Consider the following 19,233-nt stretch of genomic DNA (forward strand, 5'->3'; position numbering starts at 1 on the left):
AGTTGAAGAAATTACCCGCCGCTTATCGCCAAATAAGGGAGGCGGGCACAAGACAGGGTTGGCGAACCGGCTCCCACGGCAACCGGCATACCCGAAGGTCAATACTTTCTTTCTACGCTGGGATTGTTTGCTGGAACAAGCTTGGTCCTCTGAAAATGCGCATTACAGGTCGAAACAGGGATATTGATGAACAATGCTCCAAAATTTCGATGATGGAAAGCGCGCTTTCATCAATTCAACGCATTCGTAAGGAAAGAGAGACCAAGCTCATTGATATGATCGATGCTTACGAACGTGCGTTGTCGACGTCGACGGTATCGATGCCATTTCCCGGACTTCGTGCGGCTAAAACCGGTGATTGGGTCGTTGTGGAGAAAGGCAGCTTGGCTCGTTACGCCGAGCGCATCGGGTTCACTGTGCTGTTCGAAGATGGCACAAATTTCGAGGAGCTGCCAGCAGTCGCTTTATTCCGAGTAACCGCTTTAGACAATAAAAAGATACTCTTGAGCAGAGTGGCAGCGTACTTGCCGGTCCAAGCGTATTAGAAGGCTCGCTGCTAAACCCGATCTCCTTTTTGTCAGGGGCTGCCGACTACTCTTTTTTTTGCTGGGTGAGCGTCAAGCGAATTATGCGGAGGTACTGAGACGTCGGCAGCGTTATTAGCGTGATCGTCGCAGTTGTTTTTTACGCATAGTCTGTGGGAGGTGCTTCAAACCATTCCTGGGTCGCGCAAGTGGGCTGAGTAAGGGGAGTTTTAGTCGGCTAGATTCTGTTGATGCTGCATCTGATTTTGTTGCATGCTGTTGGTTTAACCATTGGGAGCATTGCATCGAGTTTATGTGAATAACTACGAATAAATTGATTTTTTAATAATTTATTGCGTTCTTTTGTTCGATAAATAAATGATATTGACGAGTTGCTTGGCTATAATCCGCAACGAATTTTACGCGTGCTATGTCTTGAAATATAAAAGGTATCAGTAAAGCGATATTTTTTATGATTTCATGGCTTACTCGTCATGTGCAACTGAAAATTACAAAAAAAACTACAGAAAATAAATATGAAGAAGTTATTAATAGCTGGTTTGGTGCCGGTGTTGCTCTCTGCCTGTATTACACCGTATAAAGATCCTCGGTCTCAGGAAAAGATGCGGCAAGATTTGACCACTGCGGTTGATGCTCTGGCTGGTACCTACGAGGTGGTGGATTCAAGGTTAGATCACGATAAGGTGGACCGGATTGTGGTCGACAGATTGGGAAATCTCCCCATCCTGATGTTTTACAAAAATGGTGGTAAAGATCTTGTGTTGAATACGGGAACGGCAATGTGCACTGGATATGTTGTTGGTGAGGAGCCTGCTATCCGTAAATCTGTCTATTGCACATATGCCCATCCAACCTACAAGGATGTGTATTTTCGTTTATATAATGTCACCAATCCGGAAACAATAAAATATCAAGGTCTGCTTGGAATGATGACAGATACGATGGTTGTTACGGAGGGGGTTCTTTTGAAATTTCGAGGTTCTTCTAGAAATGAACTTACTTTCGCTTTACGGCGTGTCGCTGACTGAAAGCCCGATAAGTAGATTGCGAGTTATTTTGGCATTGTTCGGACAGTAGGGAATTTCAAATCACTTAGGCCGCACTTGCCGGCCATCTCTTTCTCACTTCTCGTTGACATGGCGCTGCTGCAAAAGACGATGCTGAGAAAGCGCGTGTCAGCCTTTGTAGACACTATTCTGCTTATTGATGTCTGGATAAGCAGAATAGTGCTATTGCCCTACATCCTGTTTATTTTGCAGAAGTTGCTGCCTGTTCGATGACTGCGGCGACTTCTTTTGGTCGTGAGATATAAACAGCGTGGCTTGCCTTGATTTCGCTTACGTGTGATCCGGCGCGCTTGTACATAAAGTGCTCAAGCTCTGGGTTGATGGCGCGATCTTCGGTGGCGACAATGCCCCAGCTCGGTTTGCTCTTCCACGCTGGGTTGACGATCTTTTGACCAAACGCGGCGCCATTTGTCAGCACCTGGGAGCGCGCCATGAAACGGGTATCCGCCTCAGGCAAGTCTGCGGCGAAGTCAGCGTGGAACTTCGCCGGATTGAGGTACAGATAGCCATCTGCGGTTGGGGTGACCGCTTGCGATGCAGCGGGAATCTTCTGCAGTAATTGGCCTGCGGCTTCACCGTCGTCTGGCGCCAGTGCTGCAACATAGACCAGCCCTGCAACTTTTTGGTCCGTGCCGGCTTGGGTAATGACGACACCGCCATAGCTGTGGCCAACCAGAATGGCGGGGCCATCTTGCAGCGCCAGGACACGTTTGACGGCGACGACGTCGTCATCAAGGGAGGTCTCTGGATGTTGGACAACGCAGACGTGATAGCCGTCTTTTTCCAGGATGTCTGCTACACCACGCCAGCCTGAGCCATCGGCGAAGGAGCCGTGTACCAGGACAATATTCTTTACCGCGCTTGGTGGGGCAGCGTTGGCAAAGTTGGCGCTTGCGAAAATACTTGTTGCGATCAGCATTGCGAGATAGCGGTTCATACATTTCCTTGTCGTTTGTATTGATAGAATGAGTTGAAGTCCAGGTAGCTCGGCGTTCGAACGTATTTTGTTCAACTCTTGGTGAGAGATTCGGTTTCAATCCCATGGCTTCAGAATACTTGTTTTTCATCGCCTGGCTCTGGTCAATAATGACTAATTTAAGGTCTAAACCGTCAATGCAAACTTATCGCATCGCTATTCTGGCCTATAACGGCTGTATTCCGACGGAGTTGTTTGCCATGCGCGATACATTGGGTATTGCTTGCGATATTGCGCGTGATGTGGCGATTGAACTTGAGGTGTGCATCGTTGCCGTGGAGGGGCGGGAAGTCGCGGTATCGGGTGGTACAAGGATGAGATTCAGTCGGCCGCGCGGGAAATTCGACTTTTTAATTGTGCCCGGTATGGAGACCCGACGTGATGCGGATTGGCCCGATAAGCTGGCCAGACTTGCGCCCGAGGCGGCGTATATCAAAAAAACCTATGAGGGTGGGACGCACATTGCCTCGGTGTGCATCGGTGCCTTTTTGATTGGCGCGGCAGGCTTGCTTGACGATCGCAAGGTGACGACTTCGTGGCTGTTTGCGCACGATTTGGCTACATGCTTCCCGGGCACGACAGTGGATGCGGGCGAGATTCTGCTGGAAGACAATAACGTGACGACCACGGCTGCGGTTAGCTCTGTGTTTGACCTGGCGCTGCACATGGTCAAGCAGCTGTATGGTATTGCGGTGGCAGAGGCGACCGCGCGCATTGCCTTATTGAACTTTACGCGGACCAGCCAGACGCCATACGTGGATAGCCGTTTGCTGGCCGATAGTGCACCCTCATTCTCAAGCGTGTTAAGTGACTGGTTTGCGCAGCGGCTGGCGGTTCCTTACGATGTTACGCTGGTTGCCGAGGCTTTTCATATTAGTCCACGAACGTTGATGCGGCGTGTAAAAAAGGAGACGGGATTGTCTCCGTTGACACTGCTGCAGCAAGCGCGTGTGGAGCATGCCAAGCGCCTGCTTTTGCAAACAAGCTGGAGCGTTGATCGGATCACTGAATCGGTCGGTTATCAGGACAAGGTCAGCTTCGGTCGTCTGTTCCAGCGGCTGGTGGGCGTGTCGCTGGCGAACTATCGGCGCACGTTCAAGTTGTTGAAGCAGGGATAGGTTAGGGTGAGCACTATTGCCGTTTGGCGCGGAAAGCCTTAAGCCCTTTGGCAGCCTGGGCTTGTACTGCATTGCGCAATGGCTTGCTCCAGCCCAGTAGCGCGCCTTTCAGGCCGAGCGCCTGACGCGCCCATGTCCAGAAATCAAAGGTGTCGGTATGGCCAATGATTTTGCCATCCTTGAATACAAACCGGGCCTGGATATCGTTGACCACCCGATTACCGCTTTGCGAGAACGTATAGGTGGCAACCCAATGGGCCTTTCCTTGTAGGTCGTCTGCTTCGATGCCGTCAAAGGTTAATGAAAAATCTTGTGCCTTGCTGGTCAGCATGCGCCACATATCGCCAGCTTCCTGCGCATGTAATTTCGGAAATACAGGATCGCTGAACACAATATCGGTCGCGTAACAGTGCGCCATGGTTTCTGCGTCCAGCTTCTGGAAGGCCTGATAGAAGGTTGTGATCAATTCGGCGTTAGGGTGCATGAGATATCGGCGGCATTGTTGAAATTGGGCATGGCATCAAGCAGATTGCAGATGCCAGTGTCGATGAATTATCCACTTTATGCAATGACAGTTGTGTGGTGCTTTTTCTCTGTTGTTGAGACGCTGAATACGAAAGTACCGTTCAAAAATTGAAGGATTTTGATTTATTAGCATGAACCACCCGATTTCCGGTTTCCAAAAATGTATAGCTAGCACTCCAATGCACCGATTCTCTCCTCGCGGATAAGGGCATGGGAATCGTGATTTTCAAACGATTAGGCACGCACAGCGAGCTATTGGGCTCAATAGCATTTTTTGTCGGTGCGGGTGGAATCCCAGGTTCTTGCTAGCCTGAACCCAACGCACGGCCTGTAACGGCCGTGCTTGTAGCGCTTCCTGTCTGACGGTGACTGACAATTAATGACTGCGGTTACCTTCCAGCACAAACACACTCACCAGTTGTGCCAGTTGTGCGGCCTGCTCTTGCATGGAGGCTGCTGCTGCGGCGGCTTGCTCGACCAGCGCGGCATTTTGCTGGGTAACTTGATCCATCTGGTTGATGGCGCGATTGACTTCTTCAATGCCGGTGCTTTGCTCTTGGGTGGCGGCGCTGATTTCGGCGACGACGTCGGCAACGTGCTTCACGCTGGAGACAATCTGTTGCATGGTGCCTCCGGCACGTTCAACCAGTTCGGTGCCGACGTTGACGCGGCTTACCGAGTCTTCAATCAGTTCCTTGATTTCCTTGGCGGCGTTGGCACTGCGCTGGGCCAGGGTACGCACTTCGGAGGCAACTACGGCAAAACCGCGTCCTTGCTCGCCCGCGCGGGCAGCTTCTACTGCGGCGTTGAGGGCGAGGATGTTGGTCTGGAAGGCAATGCTGTCAATGACGGAAATGATGTCGACGATCTTGCTCGATGAGCTGTTGATCTCGCTCATGGTGAGGACCACCTTGTCGATCACGGCTCCGCCGTCGACGGCGACTTCGGAGGCGGAGACGGCGAGCTGGTTGGCTTGACGAGCATTGTCGGCATTCTGGCGTACGTTGGCGGTCAGTTCTTCCATGGCGGAAGCAGTTTCTTCAAGGGCACCAGCTTGTTGCTCGGTGCGTGCCGAGAGGTCGAGGTTGCCGGAGGCGATTTCACTGGAGGCGGTGGAAATGGTGTCGGTCCCGGAGCGCACGCCGCTGACGATGGAGGAGAGGCTGTCGCGCATGGTTTTGATGGAGCGTAGCAGGCTGTGGCGGTCTTTGCCTTGCAGGCTGATGTCGACGGCGAGGTTGCCTTGCGAAATCCGCTCGACGATCTCCATGGCGTCGCTAGGCTCGCCACCCAACTGGCCGATCACTTTACGTAGCGTGTGCACGGCAACGGCGGCGATGACGGCTAGCAGAATGCCACCAATGATCAGCAGCACCAGTGCGCTGCGCATGAACTCTTGATTGATGTCGTCGATGTAGGCACCAAAGCCGATGATCCAGTCCCAGGGGGCGAACTTGACGACGGCGTAGAGCTTCTGGACTTTTTCAGTGGTGTTGGGGCGGGTGCCTTCGGCCTGGACGAAGCCGACTTCATTGCCTTCCATGGCTGTGCGGTAGCGAGCGCCATCTTCGCGACCGGTCTTGTCCATGATGCCAACGCGCTTGGGGTTGGGGTGGACATAGTTGATGTCGTCGGTGAAGCCGCGCACGAAGTAGTAGTTCTGATCCTTGACGAAGCTGCCGATGATCATCTTGCCCTAGGCCAGTGCCTGCTCATGGGTGAGCTGTCCGGATTGCTCTAGTGCGTAGGTCTTTTCCATGGCGGCTTTGGCCAGTGTCACCAGTACTGTCAACTCGGCCTTGCGCTGTTCCAGTAGAGTGTTTCTGAGGGAGTTGAGCGAGACCAGCGAGAGGATGATGATGCCCAACAAGGTGGGGATGCAGAGCAGGATGATTCGGTTACGCAGCTTCATGGTGGTCCCTTGTTTAAATTATTGTAAAGAACACTGACTTGCTGCCGCTATCTCATGACGGCAATCAGTGTTCCCGGAACCTGGCGACCTCTTGGCGGGCGTGGTGGTTTGCCCTCACTCAGGCTGACGCGCCCGGATGATGGCCCCGGCGCGTACAAAATTACCTCGACCGAGATGGTGAATGGTGTGGAGATCCTCATTCTCCGGGCCAAACATCCATTTGCCCTGCGCAAAGACCCGACTGTCGGCAGCTGCTGCGACGACTTCGCCGAAGCAGGTGTCATAGGCATCCTGGGTATGCGGCTCAGGAATCAGGCGGCACTCCAGCCATGCGACGCAGCCTTGTTCCAGCAAAGGAACGCCAAGCTCCTTGCCGGGTAACGACACAATTCCATATTTCTTGAACTTGTCGGTGTCACGCCCGCTGCTGCTACCAACGGCATAGGTGAAGTCGGTGCTGACGACGCCCGGGATACAGATACCAAAGCTGCCGCTGGCGTGGATCAGCTCGCGGGTGTAGGTGTGCTTGTCGATGACGACAGCAATCCTTGGTGGCGAGATTTCGACTGGCATCGACCAGGCGGCGGCCATGATGTTGCGCTGGCTGCCGTCGGCGCTGCAGCTGGTGACGAGGACGGTCGGGCCGTGATTGATCAGGCGGCTGGCATGGGCAAGGTCAACTGGCAGGAACGAGGACATGGGTTACCCCTTTCTTGGCAAAGTGGCTGGACGGCCCTGATGATGCCAGAAATGGCGATGCCATGTGGAGACGTAAAAAAAGGAAGCGGCTACTGCTGCGCTTCCCTTTTGCTTGGTGCTGTATTGCAGCTTCATTACTGCCATATTGATGCGGGTTACTGTTGCAGCCGGTGTTTCAGCAGACTGCTTTGTAATCCGCCTCAGGCAGCTTGCGCCACTGGTTCGACCCGGTTGCGGTACAGGATCAGTGTGGCGATCAGGCCGCAGATGGCGGCAAAGCTCATCCACAGGCCAGGTGCGGCTTTGTCGCCGGTCATTTCGATCAGTCCGGTTGCAATCGCTGGTGTAAAGCCGCCGAAAATTGCTGTCGCCAGGCTGTAAGCCAGCGAGAAACCTGCAGTACGCACATCGACAGGCATGACTTCGGTCAGCGCTACCACCATCGCGCCGTTGTAGCTGGCGTAGAGGAAGGAGAGCCACAGTTCAACGACCAGCATCTTGGCGAAGGTAGCATCATTGACCAACCAGGTCAGTGCCGGGTAGGAAGTGAGAATGGTCAGTACGGTAAAGACCAGCAGCAGCGGACGGCGACCGATACGGTCCGACAGCGTACCCATGATCGGCAGCCAGATGAAGTTGGAGAGACCGACGCAGAAAGTGACGATGAGAGCGCTTTCGGTGCTCAGTTTGAGCACGTTCTTGCCGAAGGTCGGGGTGTAGACGGTGATCAGGTAGAAGGACACTGTCGTCATGGAGACTAGCATCATGCCGGCGACGACCAGTTTCCAGTTTTCGATCATGGAACGGAAGATTTCACCCAGGCTAGGCTTGCGCTTGCGGGCCTTGAATTCTTCAGTCTCTTGCAGGGAGCGACGAATCACGAACAAAACCGGCACGATCATGCAGCCCACGAAGAACGGTACGCGCCAGCCCCAGTCGGCAACCTGCTCTGCTGTCAGCATGAGTTTGATGCCGTAGCCCAGTGCAGCGGCGACGATGATGGCGACTTGCTGACTGGCGGACTGCCAGCTCACGTAAAAGCCTTTACGACCTGGGGTAGCCATTTCGGACAGATAAACCGAGACGCCGCCCAGTTCAACACCTGCCGAAAAGCCTTGCAGCAGGCGGCCGATCAGCACCAGTGCTGGCGCCAGTAAGCCAATCGTGGCGTAACCGGGGACGAAAGCAATCAACATGGTGCCCAGCGCCATCAAGGCGAGGGTAACGATCAGACCTTTGCGGCGGCCAACGCGGTCAATGTAGGCACCGAGGAAAATGGCACCTAGTGGACGCATCAGGAAGCCGGCACCAAAGGTCATGAAGGTCAGCATCAGGGACGCAAATTCGTTTTCTGCGGGGAAAAACGCCTTGGAAATATAGCTGGCGTAGAAGCCAAACAGGAAAAAGTCGAACATTTCAATGAAGTTGCCACTGGTAACACGCAAGACGGTGGCGAACTTCGAAGGAGAAGCGGTAGCAGGAGATGTCATGGTTTGTCTCAGTTATGCCTGATGTTCAGCCTTGGAATCGATGAATTTCAGGACTTGTGTTTTCACTAATACTGCTGGCATTGATATTGTTATTGGCTGCCGTGGCCGCGAGTCTATCCCAATCATGATCGGCGAAGCTTTCTAACAGCTTTCATGAAGGCTTTATTTTTCGGCATCGCCATTTCTCACTGGAAATAAAAAACATCGTCGATCTGCGTTGCTGACACCTTTATGATCGAGCTTTGATCGCTTTTTGATATCTATTTGTCAATAAAGAGAATCTTATGTTGGACATTATCGTTTTTTTTCTATGTAAATGTCGAAATGTTGATATTCGGTTTTCAAAAAATTACTTGGGGTAGGCATGCCCCCACTTGACTCTGCCTCTATGCGCGCCACTGCAGGGCAGTATGCTGCAAGTCGGTCTGATGGCCGCTATGTTGCATCCCGTCGACGTTTGTTAAGGCGTCTGGCCAGGGAGTCGGCCAACAGGCCGGAGCCCGGTTCGCGGGTACTGGCGATGGTGTATGTGGCGGCATTGTTGTCGCAGCAGGTTGCACTGGTAAGCAACAGTCCGAGACGACCACCCGAGGGAAAGCGCAGTGGCATGCAAGATACTGAGTTGCCGTCGCCGCTTGGTTGGGTTGTTGCCGTGTCTTCTGAAGTAGCGTCCACGGCATCGACGTTACCATCCGCACCCGTTCAGCGGCGCTGGTGGCCAGGCGTGATGATGGCGACTGCTACTGAGGTGGTGACCGCACAGCATTCTCTTTCTCCACATCGCTTGTTTATCGTCAAGGATGACGCGCGCAAGAGTCAGGTTTTTGCAGCGATGGCACAAGTGCTGCTGCAGGGCGGGCAGATTGAGCAGGCATTGGCAGACCACCTGATGCTCGCCTGGCGCTGGGAGGATATGGGTATGCCTGTCTGTGTTGCACCAGTCTCCAGCCAATTGCTGCCCGGACGTGACAAGCGGATTTCAATGGCAAACCGTGAGCAGCAGGTCATCGCGCACATTGAGGAGAACTGCGCGGTAGAGACCGAGATCATGGACTCGGAAGGATTGAAAGAAGGCAAGTTGTTGCTGTTCAAGGCACAGCGCGCTGAGAATCCATTTCGCATGCTTTATGACAATCAGCCCGCAGTGGAGGTTTCGCAGACAGTGCGTCGCATTGCAGACGGGCTAAATTTTTTTGTGGATGTGATCACGCTGGGTATCAAGCCGGCTATTGGTGGTTTGATAGCCGCCTATTACCGCAAGCTCTATTACGATGGCATTCACGATGACATCTGTTCTGCACGTCAGCGGCATCTGGCTTTTGCCTTGCTGACGACCAGCCTCGATGTACGTGGTGTGACGCTGGGGGGGCTCAAGCGCCGGGCGATGACCCAGCCGCTGGAGTTGACGGGGCAGGTGCCGTTTTCCAGCAAGGCGGCCTATTTCTTTCACAACAAGGAGACTGGCATACATCGTGAAATGTTGCTGACAGCGACCCATCCTGCTCAGGAGGGGGGAAGACCGTTGAAAATGATGGTCAACACCAATGTCGATTCTGAGTTGGTAGTGCATCAGACTGTGGTGTCGAGCGCAGCCAAAGTGGAGCGTCGGATTATCTACGATGAACAACGCAGTGTCTGGCGCTATGCGCAAGGGGCTGATCTGTCGTCGTTGCAAATGGATATTGCGGAGGGAGAGGCGTGCATCATGTTGGCGGGCAATCGTTATCCGATAAGACAGCGCCCGGACGGACAGTTCGACATTGTCGTGAGCCGGACGGATGGGAAGAAGGACCTCATGCCGGTCTATCGTGATCCGTTTTCAAAGACGTGGCACTTGCGCATAGAAAATCATCATCGGCTTTTCACCAAAGGACAACGGAGGTTGATCGAACGACTACAAATTACACCGAATCAGAAAAGCCTGTATAGCTTGGTGGCCAAGCGCTATGCACGCGGTGACAGCCAGCCTAGGATATTCGAGGTCAGGAACCGGCACGATGACGTCTTCAATACGGCACCGTTGTATCAGTTGATCGAGCTGGATGGCAGGCTGGTACCAGTGAGGATGGCACTAAGCGAGAAGCTGGGTATGCAATATCAGATTTACAACATTAAGCATCCGATGCGTCCCAGTTATACGGTGGAATGGAATGGCATGCGCTGGCGATTTGAACGCTGGACCTCGCCGCATGTATCGCTTGGCTTGTTCGAGCAGGTCAAGGACACAATGTTTGCTTATATTGCAGAAAGTAGTTTGTCGACGCCGGATCAGCAGGGAATTAAATGGACCGATGATCAGCGTGGCTTCCTGAAGATAAGGCGACGTTACGTAGAACTGCACAAAGGATCGAAGACCTATCTGGTGGGGAAGGACGGTAGCAAGATCGAAGTGCGTTATAGCAATGGCCAGTTTCACCCGTTGCCATCGGTGACGGTTGCAGGGGCGATACTAAGCCAAGTAGGTGATCAGCGGGTGGCAGATTTTCTCGACATGCTCAAGGGGCAGTCGAAGGATCGTATTCAGGATGGTTTTGATTTCATTAATCTCGAGCAGGTGGCGAAGACGATCTTTTTTCCAGAACAGCCGCAGCTGGAACAGGTACCATCCAATGACGTGGGTGTCAGGCGGTATAGCCTGCTCACTGGTGGCAAGCGCTACTTTATAGAAACCAACGTCAATGGTCGGGATCTGCACATTTTGTTGGACCCCGAAGCTGCGCTGGCTGAGAAAAAACTTAATCTGCGTATGGATGGTGGAGCAATCGAGCAGATTGTCGTACTGCGCCGTCCTCCTCAGGACCAGCCACAACGCAGCGTGACTCGCGCGCAGATCAAGCAAGATACGATCCAGCGGATTGCGCAGGGTGCCAAGTCGATTGCAGAAGCACTCGATAAAGTCGGACCGGTCGCTGCTGGACGTCTGTTGCTTGTGATGGGGCATGCGGATTTCTTGCAGACATCCGCGGTGGAGAATAATGTTTTTGCTACACCGCAAACCGTTTTTCAGACGTTGTTTGATTATTTCCTGGTGCTCAGTGAAGCGCATCCGGGGGTCATTATCATCCCGGGGTCGATTTACGTTTCTGAGGATGTTCCTGTGGGCTTGCAGGGCAGGAACATTATGTTTGCCCATCAGGGTCGTACCCGTGGCGTCGAAAATCTGATCAATTTTTTTGCGGTACTGGTGCCCGTGTTCTACAACGGCAAACTCGTCACCATCGGTAGAAAGGGTGATTATCTCTGTCATGAGGCGGTGGGCCGTAGCCCGAAATCAGGAACGATGCGGGTAACTGATTTGCAGGAGCCATTGCCGTCTGGAGTGACCTTGCATCTGAGCAGCGAGCTGTTGACCGAGGATGCTGCGGCGCGCGCAAGCAGTGAAACCAGCAATGACGATGACATGGCGCATACAGGAACAGTTTTTGCGGGGAGAACCTTGTTGCCGACGGAGGGGGCGCTGGCAAGTTGGTACTTTCAGCGCGAAAATTCACCTCACTTGGGCCCTGAAAGTTCGTTGTTCCAGAATGTCTTTACCATTGAAGGAGAAAAATTCCTAATCGTCATCGAAGATGAGTTGGCTCAGGAGGGGACGGCCGTACGTGCGGTAGCGCGACTCGTGCAATCTACAGGTGGTTCATCGGGAGACGGCACCCGCTTCGATTGGATTGTCCACTCTAGCGCCGGGCAGCAGATTGCGCCAGAGGTGCGTAATCTGGCCGATAACTACTTGCAGGCCGATCTGCGGGACAACAATGTTCTGGAGGGGCGGCATGCACAGTGGCTGCAACAGCGCTTCTATAATCCTCAACGCGATCTGATTATCTATGACTACACCCTCTATTGAGATGTTGTGACGTTGAGCAACGATGCCGGTGCGACGATGTCGTGGGTATGGCTGGCGCGGAAGTAACTGTTGGCCCACCCTATGCATTGAAGCGCTGGCATCGGACGAGCGATTCCGTAGCCTTGTATGACCTCGCATCCCATATTTTGCAGCACGATGGCTTCGCGCTCGGTCTCGACGCCCTCAGCGACGATATCGAGTTTGAATACCTTGGCAATATGGATGATGGATTCGACCAGGGCCAGATTGTCAGGGTCGTTGACCATGCTGCGCACGAAGCTCTGGTCGATCTTGATTGTCTGCACTGCCAGCCGTTGCAGGTAACTTAAAGAGGAATAACCGGTGCCGAAATCGTCGAGTGAGAAGCGGATGCCGAGTTTGCTGCATTCGGCAATCACGTGATTCATCGAACCGAGGTCGGTCAGGGCGGTGGATTCCAGAATCTCAAACTCAAGCATAGTGGGCGAGACCGTAGGATGACGCGCCAGAATACGCAGCAGGCGCACCAGAAAATCGGCGTGCTGGAAATGACGTGGCGAGATATTGACGCTGACCGGCCACGACAGACCTTGTGCCTGCCACAGTGCAATTTGCAGGAGTGCCTGATGGATGACCCATTCGCCGAGTTCGATGACGAGGTCGGAGTTTTCTATTTTGGGAAGAAACTGCAGCGGCGGGATCAGACCTCGCTCGGGGTCTTGCCAGCGTAGCAAGGCTTCGAAACCGGAAACTTCATGCGTCACCATGTTGACCTTGGGCTGGTAATACAGCACCAGTTCGCCACGGTTGAGTGCTTCTCGAAAGCGCGCCAGGATCTGGCGTGTCGACTTGCGCTCCTGAGCCTGTCCGATATCAAACAGATGGCTACGATTGCGACCTTCCTGCTTGGCCAGATACATCGCCTGATCTGCATTACGCAGCAGCGTATCTGCATCGGAGGGATCATCCGGGAAGATCGATAGGCCGATACTGGCGGTGACGCTGATGGCAATGCCGTCGACCTCAAATGGTCGGGCCAGATGGTCGAGGATTTTATTGACCACACCAGTGATGGCGTCGATGTCATCGAGATCTTCCAGCAGCAGGACGAACTCATCGCCACCAAGGCGCGCCACAATGTCGCATTCACGCAGCAGTTTTCGCAGACGGGCGACGATATCGATGAGCAGTTTGTCACCGACGGCGTGACCAAAGGCGTCGTTGACTGTCTTGAAGTTGTCGATATCGATCAGACAGACGACCAGTTTCTTTTGTGCCTCACGGCTGTGCCATAAGGCGGCATCAAACAGTCGCTCCAGTAGCGAGCGATTGGGCAGGCCGGTCAGGACATCGTGTTCTGCCTGCCATTGGAGACGTTCCTGGATGCGCTGGTTTTCTGAGATGTCGCGCGCCACCATGACGCTGCCTAGCAGCTCGCCGTTGTGGGCGCGGATCGGCGAGCTGATACTCTCAACCGGGATTATCTCGCCCTGGCGCGTGAGCAGTTTTCCTTGTTGTGCCAAGAAAGCCTGTTCGCCAAAGACGTCCAGTGGCAGTGAGGCTTGCGGTAATTGTCGTGAGTGTGAAGTCGGCTGTGTAGTTGCCTGTAAAGCTTCCTCGTGCGGCTGCTGCGCACTGCGCATACTGAACACGGCAGCCACCGGCTGACCGAGTGCCTGGATCCGGCTCAGTCCGGTCAGGCGCGACGCGGCCGCATTCAGGTAGGTGACCAGACCCCATTTGTCGCTGGTGATGACAGCGTCACCGATGGACGCCAGCGTTACCTCAGCCAGATCTTTTTCTGCCTGCAGCTCTGCTTTGAGCTGGGCTTCCCGGCGTGCCCGCATCTCAAGCGTGAGTAGCATGTAATTGAAGGCGTGACCGAGACGGCTGAGTTCGTCATGACCGGTGACGGTGGCGCGTCGTTCCAGATCGCCAGCGGTCACGGCATCGGCTACCCGGGCAAATTCCTGGAGCCGTCGCGTGAGGCGATTGGCCAGCAGCCAGGCCAGCAGTATGCCGATAGAGATGGCGGCAGTGGTGTAGAGCAAACCGGTCTCTACAATCAAGGCCAGCCGCGAGGCAGTATCGCTGCGGGAGACTAACAAGCGGACCCAGCCAAGCCGTTTCTCATTGAGCATCACCGTGGCTACGACATCGGCTTCGGCGGCGTCATTGGCGAGAATGTGCAGATGCCCATGGGCGCTGGCGAAACGATCAAAGTCGCTAATGTATTTGCCTCGTAACTCCGGCCTGCCGTGCGCCAGAATCTTGCCGTCAGTACCAATGACCATGACTTGCGTGACACCGGGGTAGCCGCCAATGGCCTGTGTCAGTTCCTGTAAGCTGCCCAGATCTGAGGAAAGTAAAGGGGTCACTGCAATGAGACCGAGATTGTTGGCCAGGCTGGTGGCTTGGGTGAGTTGGCTTTCGATCAGAAAATTCTCTTGCCGCACCGAGAGGTCGTAGACGAACAGCGTCATCATGATGGCATGCACCACTGCCACACTCCAGATCAATTGGCCTCTGACACTACCACTGAAAAGTTCGCGCCATAGCCTGGCTGGCAACTGATTGCCCGGGCCTCTGAACAGACGCAGTGGTATGCGGTAGAGGCGTCTCATCGTGATTTTTTGACCTGCGTGTTGTAGTCCTGCAGGAAGCGACGCACCACATCGAAATCCTTGTCCTGTGAACGGATGAAGGCGCGCGTATTGATGTCGTGCAGGATTTGCCTGCCTGGGTCAGAGTCCTGCAAACTGGTCAACAGTTGTGCCACGCGCTCACCGACTGCTTGTGGGATGTCATTGCGCACAATAATGGGATTCTGTATCAGACTGTTGGTTTTCCACAGTACTTGCATCTGAGCAGCCTCCTTAGGATTGGATTGCTCAAAAGCTTCCCACGCCGCTGGCCAGGTGGCGCTGATGCTGCTCTGGGAAAGGTAGGTGTTCATGATGGAGGAGTTGTGGGTACCGACGTAGAGGTTGGTGATGTCGGTCTGGACATTGATACCGTGCTGCTGCAGATAGAGCTGTGTCAGCATGGTCGCGGCCAGTGCGGTCGGGGCGGGATAGGCGACGACCTTGCCTTTGAGATCAGCGGGGAGGCGAATCGGGCTGTCCTTGCGGACGATGAAAATACCGCGAAATACATCGTCGTCAGCCATCCGGGCGATGACGTGGTAATGCCAATCGCGCGCCAGCAGGGCATGGTAAGGATTGGGCAGGGCAAAATCGGCTGCACCGGCGATGAGCTTGTTTTCGAAGTCATCGTAATCGTTGGCGGTTTGCAGATCAAAGATGACTCCAGGCAAGTGGGCATCGAGGTAAAGCAGGAGTGGCTCGAATTTTTGCGCCAGCAGCTGGGGGTTGTACAAAGGGTGGATAAGGAAGATGTAGTGCTTGCCGTCAGCAACGGCCACCGGCGTATCCGCATAGCTCACCCTTGGCGCAGCGGGCGCCTTGTGGCAGCTTGCCAGCAGAATCGAGCCAGTAAGGATCAGTGTCCAGTGCAGCAAGCGCCATGCACGGTGCACACTGAGCCTTGATAGGTAGGCGGGACGCATCTTTATCTCCTGAAATCCAGTCATCCGGTAATGCGAATCTGATCAGCGAGGGTAGTTTGCGGGTGAGCACGAGTAAGAATTGCCTGATGCATCTATCAATTGCGCGGCATCTTTTCTGGTGCAGTTTGCGGCGCGTCATCATGACGGGTTCTGTTGCCTAGTGTTCCTCAGAACGTAGGCAAGTACAAGACAAGATACTGTTTTTTTAATATAAGAAGGTCAAAGTGTCGGCCTGTTGCACACTACATCAGTACGTTGTTGCTCGCCACATACTATTTGGTATGTTTTGGTTGTCAGATCGGTAAGTATAGCTAGAGAAGGTCATTGCGCCCAAAAATTACGCCGCCAGTGCCTGACGGCAGAAGGCGGCGAAATTCTACAGGGGAAGTCTTTGGCATATTGCGGTGTGCAATACACTGGCGGAAGGCATCAGCTGGTTTTGGTGACCTTGCTCAGATGACGTGGTTGATCGGGGTTGAGTCCACGGGCTGCCGACAATTGTGCGGCCATCACATAGAAAGCCTGAATCGCCACAATCGGATCGAGGTCGGGTGTGACGGCGACCGGCAGCGTCAGATCACGCTCAGCCACATCGTCGGGTGCTGCCAGCAAGACCTTGGCACCGCGTCCGCGCATTTCCGCTGCCAGTTGCAGCATGCCGACCTGGGCCGGGCCACGGGTGGCGAACATGAGCAATGGATAGCCTTCGTTGATGAGTGCCATTGGACCGTGCTTGATTTCGGCGCCGCTGAAGGCTTCGGCCTGCAAGGCGGAAGTCTCCTTGAATTTGAGCGCGGATTCGAGCGCCAGCGGGAAGCCAATACCACGGCCGACCACCATGATGTTGCTGGCCGGTGCCAGGATATCGATGGCTTTCGACCAGTCGCTCTGGGCAGCGTTGTAGAGCGAGTCGGGCAAGCTCTCTAGAGCGTGCAGAAACTGCTTGTCGTCTTGCCAGTAACCGGCGAACAACGCCCCGGCGACCAGACTGGCGATAAAGCTCTTGGTAGCGGCGACACTGGTTTCAGCACCAGCGTGCAGGCCAAGGCTCCATTCGGCGGCGTTGGCCAGCGGCGAGCTGGTGTCGTTGACCAGTGCGACGGTGGTGGCACCGCCTTCGCGGAAGTAGCGGATCGGTTCGACCACATCGGGACTTTGACCGGACTGCGAGATCGCAATGGCCAGGGCATCACGGGCAATCAGTGGTGCCTTGTTGAGTGTGACCAGCGACATCGGCAGCGAGGCGACGATGTGGCCCAGTCGTGCCATGGTGAGGTAGGCGCAGTAATTGGCGGCATGGTCGGAACTGCCACGTGCCACGGTAACGATGCGCGCCGGTGGCGCACTGCGCAACCAGCGTCCCAGTTCGCTGTAGCGGGCCTGGTCGCGGGTGAGCTGGTCAGCCACGTGGACGGCGGCTGAGCGCGCTTCCTTAAGCATCTGTGAGGTCAATCTTTTCTCCTTCTACATAAACTTCTTTGAGGGTGAACTGGCGGTCAAACACCAGAATGTCGGCGAAGCAGCCAGCCTTGAGGCGGCCACGTTCGGGGATGCCAAGGTAATCGGCCGGATAGGTGGAGGTGCGCAACGAGGCTTCGCTGACGTCGAGCCCCATCGTGATCAGATTACGCAGCGCCTGATCCATGGTCAGTGTGCTGCCAGCGAGTGTGCCATCGGCCAGACGCACGCCACCGGCGCACTTATGTACGACTTGGCGGCCGAGGGTGTAATCGCCATCGGGCATGCCGGCTGCAGCCGTGGAGTCGGTCACGCAGTAAAGCCTTGGAATGGCCCGCAGCGCGGCGCGGATCGCACCCGGATGAACGTGCAGCATATCGGGAATCAACTCGGCATATTCAGCATGCGCCAATGCCGCACCGGCCATGCCGGGTTCACGATGATGGAAGCTGCTCATGGCATTGAACAGGTGGGTAAAGCCAGCAGCACCGTTCTTGAGGGCCGCGACACCATCTTCATAGGTGCCGAGAGTATGACCAATCTGTACCAGCAGGCCGCCGGTGGTGAGTGCGCGTACCAGCTCCAGATGATGGTCAACTTCGGGTGCAATGGTGATCAGCTTGAGTGGTGCAAAGCTGGCCAGCCAGTCCACCTGTTCCAGTGTGGCTTCGATGGCAAAGTCAGGTTGTGCACCCAGTTTGCCGGGGTTGATGTACGGACCTTCGAGGTGGGTGCCGAGGATGCGGGCGGTGCCGGGCTGACGCGCACGGCAGGCGCTGCCGATGGCCTTGAGCGCGGTTTCCAGTTCGTCGAGCGGGGCGGTCATGGTGGTTGCCAGCAGACTGGTGGTGCCGTGACGGGCATGCAGGCGGGCGATCGTATGAACCGCATCGCCGGCTTCCATGATGTCGCGACCACCGCCGCCGTGAACGTGCAGGTCAATAAAGCCAGGCAGGATGTAGTCGCCTTCACCGCTGGCGGAAGAAGGTTCCTGCTCCAGCAGATGGCCTTCGATATCGCTGATCAGGTCGCCGAAGTGAATCGCACCCTTGACCCATCCGAGCGGCGTGAGCACGTTGCCGCGAACTTGCTTGAGAGATGACATGATACTTACTCCGATGAGAACGCCGGTGTCTGCACCGACAGCAGTTGCAGCGCGCCGTGGGCCGAATCAGCCTGTGCCGGTACGATGCGCTGCTGCAGGGCAGGCGGGAAATAATCCTTCAGTGTAGCGCCGAGACCGCCACACAGGGCCAGTGGTAATTGCTGTTGCGGATCGAGTGCGCTGATATGCAATGCCACGGCAGCGGCGGCATCTCGCAGAATTCGCTGTGCCGCTGTGTCGTGATGAGCCTCGTTGACGACGATGCGCGCCAGTCTGGCGTAGGCAGCCTGATCTGCTTGCGATAGCCAGTCGAGTACCTGCGCGCCGTCACTGAAGTTAGTGTCTCTATTGGCTACATCGCGGCAGAATCGGATGATGGCGGCACTCATGGGGCCGCCATCGGCACGACCATCAAGACTGTGCTGAACATGATTGATGGCTTGCAGGCCGATCCAGGCACCGCTGCCTTCGTCGCCTGAGGGAAACCCCCAGCCACCAACGATACGTTGCTGACCATCAGCAGACAGTGCGACACCGATGGTGCCAGTGCCGACAGCCACAATCGCACCGGATTGACCCTGATGGGCACCGAGCAGAGTGGTGATGGCATCGTTGGCTAGTCGCAGGGTATGAAAGGCGGGCGCCAGGGTGCGAAAGTCGGCGGCCCATTGCGTGACGTTAAAGCCTGCCACACCCATGCCAACCGCTAGCTGGGACAGCGGCGGTACCGCCATGTCGATACTGGTAAAGGCTTGTTCAATACCCTGCATGACAGCGGCCCAGGCCTGCACAGCACCATTTCTGAGTGCGGAGCCCGGTCCGGTGGCGTGGGCCAGTTCACGGTTTTCGGCATCGAAGACGCGTACCAGCGTCTTGGTGCCGCCACCATCGATACCGATGCGGTACAGGGTTGTGTCTGAGGAAGTGTGCATGATGGTTGGCTACTT

The 19,233-nt window shown here is 55.1% G+C and carries 15 protein-coding genes; 4 read left to right on the top strand and 11 right to left on the bottom strand.

Translation table 11 applies throughout. The annotated features are described in order from the left end of the window. Positions 1-2: 2 nt before the first annotated feature. Both FHW66_RS07950 and FHW66_RS07955 read left to right on the top strand, forming a co-directional pair. Entirely contained in the window at positions 3-545 is a 543-nt protein-coding gene (locus tag FHW66_RS07950) for a hypothetical protein (protein ID WP_183379233.1), read from the top strand. A gap of 515 nt (positions 546-1,060) precedes the next feature. Next, complete coding sequence (locus FHW66_RS07955; RefSeq protein WP_183379234.1) at positions 1,061-1,573, top strand: hypothetical protein; 513 nt, start codon at positions 1,061-1,063, stop codon at positions 1,571-1,573. Positions 1,574-1,793: 220 nt separating this feature from the next. On the opposite strand, the gene FHW66_RS07960 is transcribed toward FHW66_RS07955, so the two are convergent. Then, positions 1,794-2,549 carry an alpha/beta fold hydrolase gene (locus FHW66_RS07960; protein WP_183379235.1) on the bottom strand — a complete coding sequence of 252 codons (756 nt, stop codon included), beginning with the start codon at positions 2,547-2,549 and terminating at the stop codon, positions 1,794-1,796. A gap of 176 nt (positions 2,550-2,725) precedes the next feature. Here FHW66_RS07960 and FHW66_RS07965 point away from each other — a divergent pair, with 176 nt between their 5' ends. After that, on the top strand, positions 2,726-3,706 hold the full coding sequence (locus FHW66_RS07965) for a GlxA family transcriptional regulator (RefSeq protein ID WP_183379236.1): 981 nt from the start codon (positions 2,726-2,728) through the stop codon (positions 3,704-3,706). Between the two features lie 13 nt (positions 3,707-3,719). On the opposite strand, the gene FHW66_RS07970 is transcribed toward FHW66_RS07965, so the two are convergent. From FHW66_RS07970 to FHW66_RS07985, 5 genes are all read right to left on the bottom strand, one after another. Then, positions 3,720-4,190, bottom strand: coding sequence for a nuclear transport factor 2 family protein (locus FHW66_RS07970; RefSeq protein ID WP_183379237.1), 471 nt, complete (start codon positions 4,188-4,190; stop codon positions 3,720-3,722). Between the two features lie 417 nt (positions 4,191-4,607). Then, positions 4,608-5,921 (bottom strand): methyl-accepting chemotaxis protein, encoded by a 1,314-nt coding sequence (locus FHW66_RS21120; RefSeq protein ID WP_221196947.1) that lies wholly within the window; start codon positions 5,919-5,921, stop codon positions 4,608-4,610. 6 nt (positions 5,922-5,927) lie between these two features. Next, positions 5,928-6,143, bottom strand: a complete 216-nt coding sequence (locus FHW66_RS21210) for a hypothetical protein (RefSeq protein ID WP_221196946.1) — start codon at positions 6,141-6,143, stop codon at positions 5,928-5,930. A gap of 114 nt (positions 6,144-6,257) precedes the next feature. After that, on the bottom strand, positions 6,258-6,842 hold the full coding sequence (locus FHW66_RS07980; RefSeq protein ID WP_183379238.1) for a flavin reductase family protein: 585 nt from the start codon (positions 6,840-6,842) through the stop codon (positions 6,258-6,260). A gap of 200 nt (positions 6,843-7,042) precedes the next feature. Further along, positions 7,043-8,332: an MFS transporter gene (locus tag FHW66_RS07985; RefSeq protein WP_183379239.1), complete on the bottom strand. Its 1,290-nt coding sequence runs from the start codon at positions 8,330-8,332 to the stop codon at positions 7,043-7,045. 364 nt (positions 8,333-8,696) lie between these two features. On the opposite strand from FHW66_RS07985, the gene FHW66_RS07990 reads away from it, so the two are divergent. After that, positions 8,697-12,176, top strand: a complete 3,480-nt coding sequence (locus FHW66_RS07990; protein ID WP_183379240.1) for a hypothetical protein — start codon at positions 8,697-8,699, stop codon at positions 12,174-12,176. Here FHW66_RS07990 and FHW66_RS07995 read toward each other — a convergent pair. The 5 genes from FHW66_RS07995 to FHW66_RS08015 all read right to left on the bottom strand — a co-directional run bounded on the left by FHW66_RS07995 (position 12,170) and on the right by FHW66_RS08015 (position 19,218). Beyond that, a complete protein-coding gene (locus tag FHW66_RS07995) occupies positions 12,170-14,779 on the bottom strand; it encodes an EAL domain-containing protein (protein WP_183379241.1) in 2,610 nt (869 codons plus the stop codon). The two genes, FHW66_RS07990 and FHW66_RS07995, sit on opposite strands and share 7 nt — an antisense overlap. Then, entirely contained in the window at positions 14,776-15,723 is a 948-nt protein-coding gene (locus FHW66_RS08000; protein WP_183379242.1) for a PhnD/SsuA/transferrin family substrate-binding protein, read from the bottom strand. The genes FHW66_RS07995 and FHW66_RS08000 overlap by 4 nt, the downstream gene beginning before the upstream one ends. 429 nt (positions 15,724-16,152) lie before the next feature. Then, positions 16,153-17,163, bottom strand: coding sequence for an SIS domain-containing protein (locus FHW66_RS08005; RefSeq protein ID WP_183379370.1), 1,011 nt, complete (start codon positions 17,161-17,163; stop codon positions 16,153-16,155). Further along, entirely contained in the window at positions 17,156-18,286 is a 1,131-nt protein-coding gene (gene nagA, locus FHW66_RS08010; protein ID WP_183379243.1) for an N-acetylglucosamine-6-phosphate deacetylase, read from the bottom strand. The genes FHW66_RS08005 and nagA overlap by 8 nt, the downstream gene beginning before the upstream one ends. A gap of 5 nt (positions 18,287-18,291) precedes the next feature. Then, entirely contained in the window at positions 18,292-19,218 is a 927-nt protein-coding gene (locus tag FHW66_RS08015) for a BadF/BadG/BcrA/BcrD ATPase family protein (RefSeq protein WP_183379244.1), read from the bottom strand. Positions 19,219-19,233: the final 15 nt, after the last annotated feature.

The sequence above is a fragment of the Herbaspirillum sp. Sphag64 genome (assembly GCF_014192645.1).
Taxonomy (GTDB): Bacteria; Pseudomonadota; Gammaproteobacteria; order Burkholderiales; family Burkholderiaceae_D; genus Herbaspirillum.

What these genes read in the sequence shown, in the direction of transcription:
- FHW66_RS07955 (WP_183379234.1), top strand. Translation starts at nt 1,061, where the DNA reads ATGAAGAAGTTATTAATAGCTGGTTTGGTGCCGGTGTTGCTCTCTGCC.
- FHW66_RS07960 (WP_183379235.1), bottom strand. Translation starts at nt 2,549, where the DNA reads ATGAACCGCTATCTCGCAATGCTGATCGCAACAAGTATTTTCGCAAGC.
- FHW66_RS07965 (WP_183379236.1), top strand. Translation starts at nt 2,726, where the DNA reads ATGCAAACTTATCGCATCGCTATTCTGGCCTATAACGGCTGTATTCCG.
- FHW66_RS07970 (WP_183379237.1), bottom strand. Translation starts at nt 4,190, where the DNA reads ATGCACCCTAACGCCGAATTGATCACAACCTTCTATCAGGCCTTCCAG.
- FHW66_RS21120 (WP_221196947.1), bottom strand. Translation starts at nt 5,921, where the DNA reads ATGATCATCGGCAGCTTCGTCAAGGATCAGAACTACTACTTCGTGCGC.
- FHW66_RS21210 (WP_221196946.1), bottom strand. Translation starts at nt 6,143, where the DNA reads ATGAAGCTGCGTAACCGAATCATCCTGCTCTGCATCCCCACCTTGTTG.
- FHW66_RS07980 (WP_183379238.1), bottom strand. Translation starts at nt 6,842, where the DNA reads ATGTCCTCGTTCCTGCCAGTTGACCTTGCCCATGCCAGCCGCCTGATC.
- FHW66_RS07985 (WP_183379239.1), bottom strand. Translation starts at nt 8,332, where the DNA reads ATGACATCTCCTGCTACCGCTTCTCCTTCGAAGTTCGCCACCGTCTTG.
- FHW66_RS07990 (WP_183379240.1), top strand. Translation starts at nt 8,697, where the DNA reads ATGCCCCCACTTGACTCTGCCTCTATGCGCGCCACTGCAGGGCAGTAT.
- FHW66_RS07995 (WP_183379241.1), bottom strand. Translation starts at nt 14,779, where the DNA reads ATGAGACGCCTCTACCGCATACCACTGCGTCTGTTCAGAGGCCCGGGC.
- FHW66_RS08000 (WP_183379242.1), bottom strand. Translation starts at nt 15,723, where the DNA reads ATGCGTCCCGCCTACCTATCAAGGCTCAGTGTGCACCGTGCATGGCGC.
- FHW66_RS08005 (WP_183379370.1), bottom strand. Translation starts at nt 17,163, where the DNA reads ATGCTTAAGGAAGCGCGCTCAGCCGCCGTCCACGTGGCTGACCAGCTC.
- nagA (WP_183379243.1), bottom strand. Translation starts at nt 18,286, where the DNA reads ATGTCATCTCTCAAGCAAGTTCGCGGCAACGTGCTCACGCCGCTCGGA.
- FHW66_RS08015 (WP_183379244.1), bottom strand. Translation starts at nt 19,218, where the DNA reads ATGCACACTTCCTCAGACACAACCCTGTACCGCATCGGTATCGATGGT.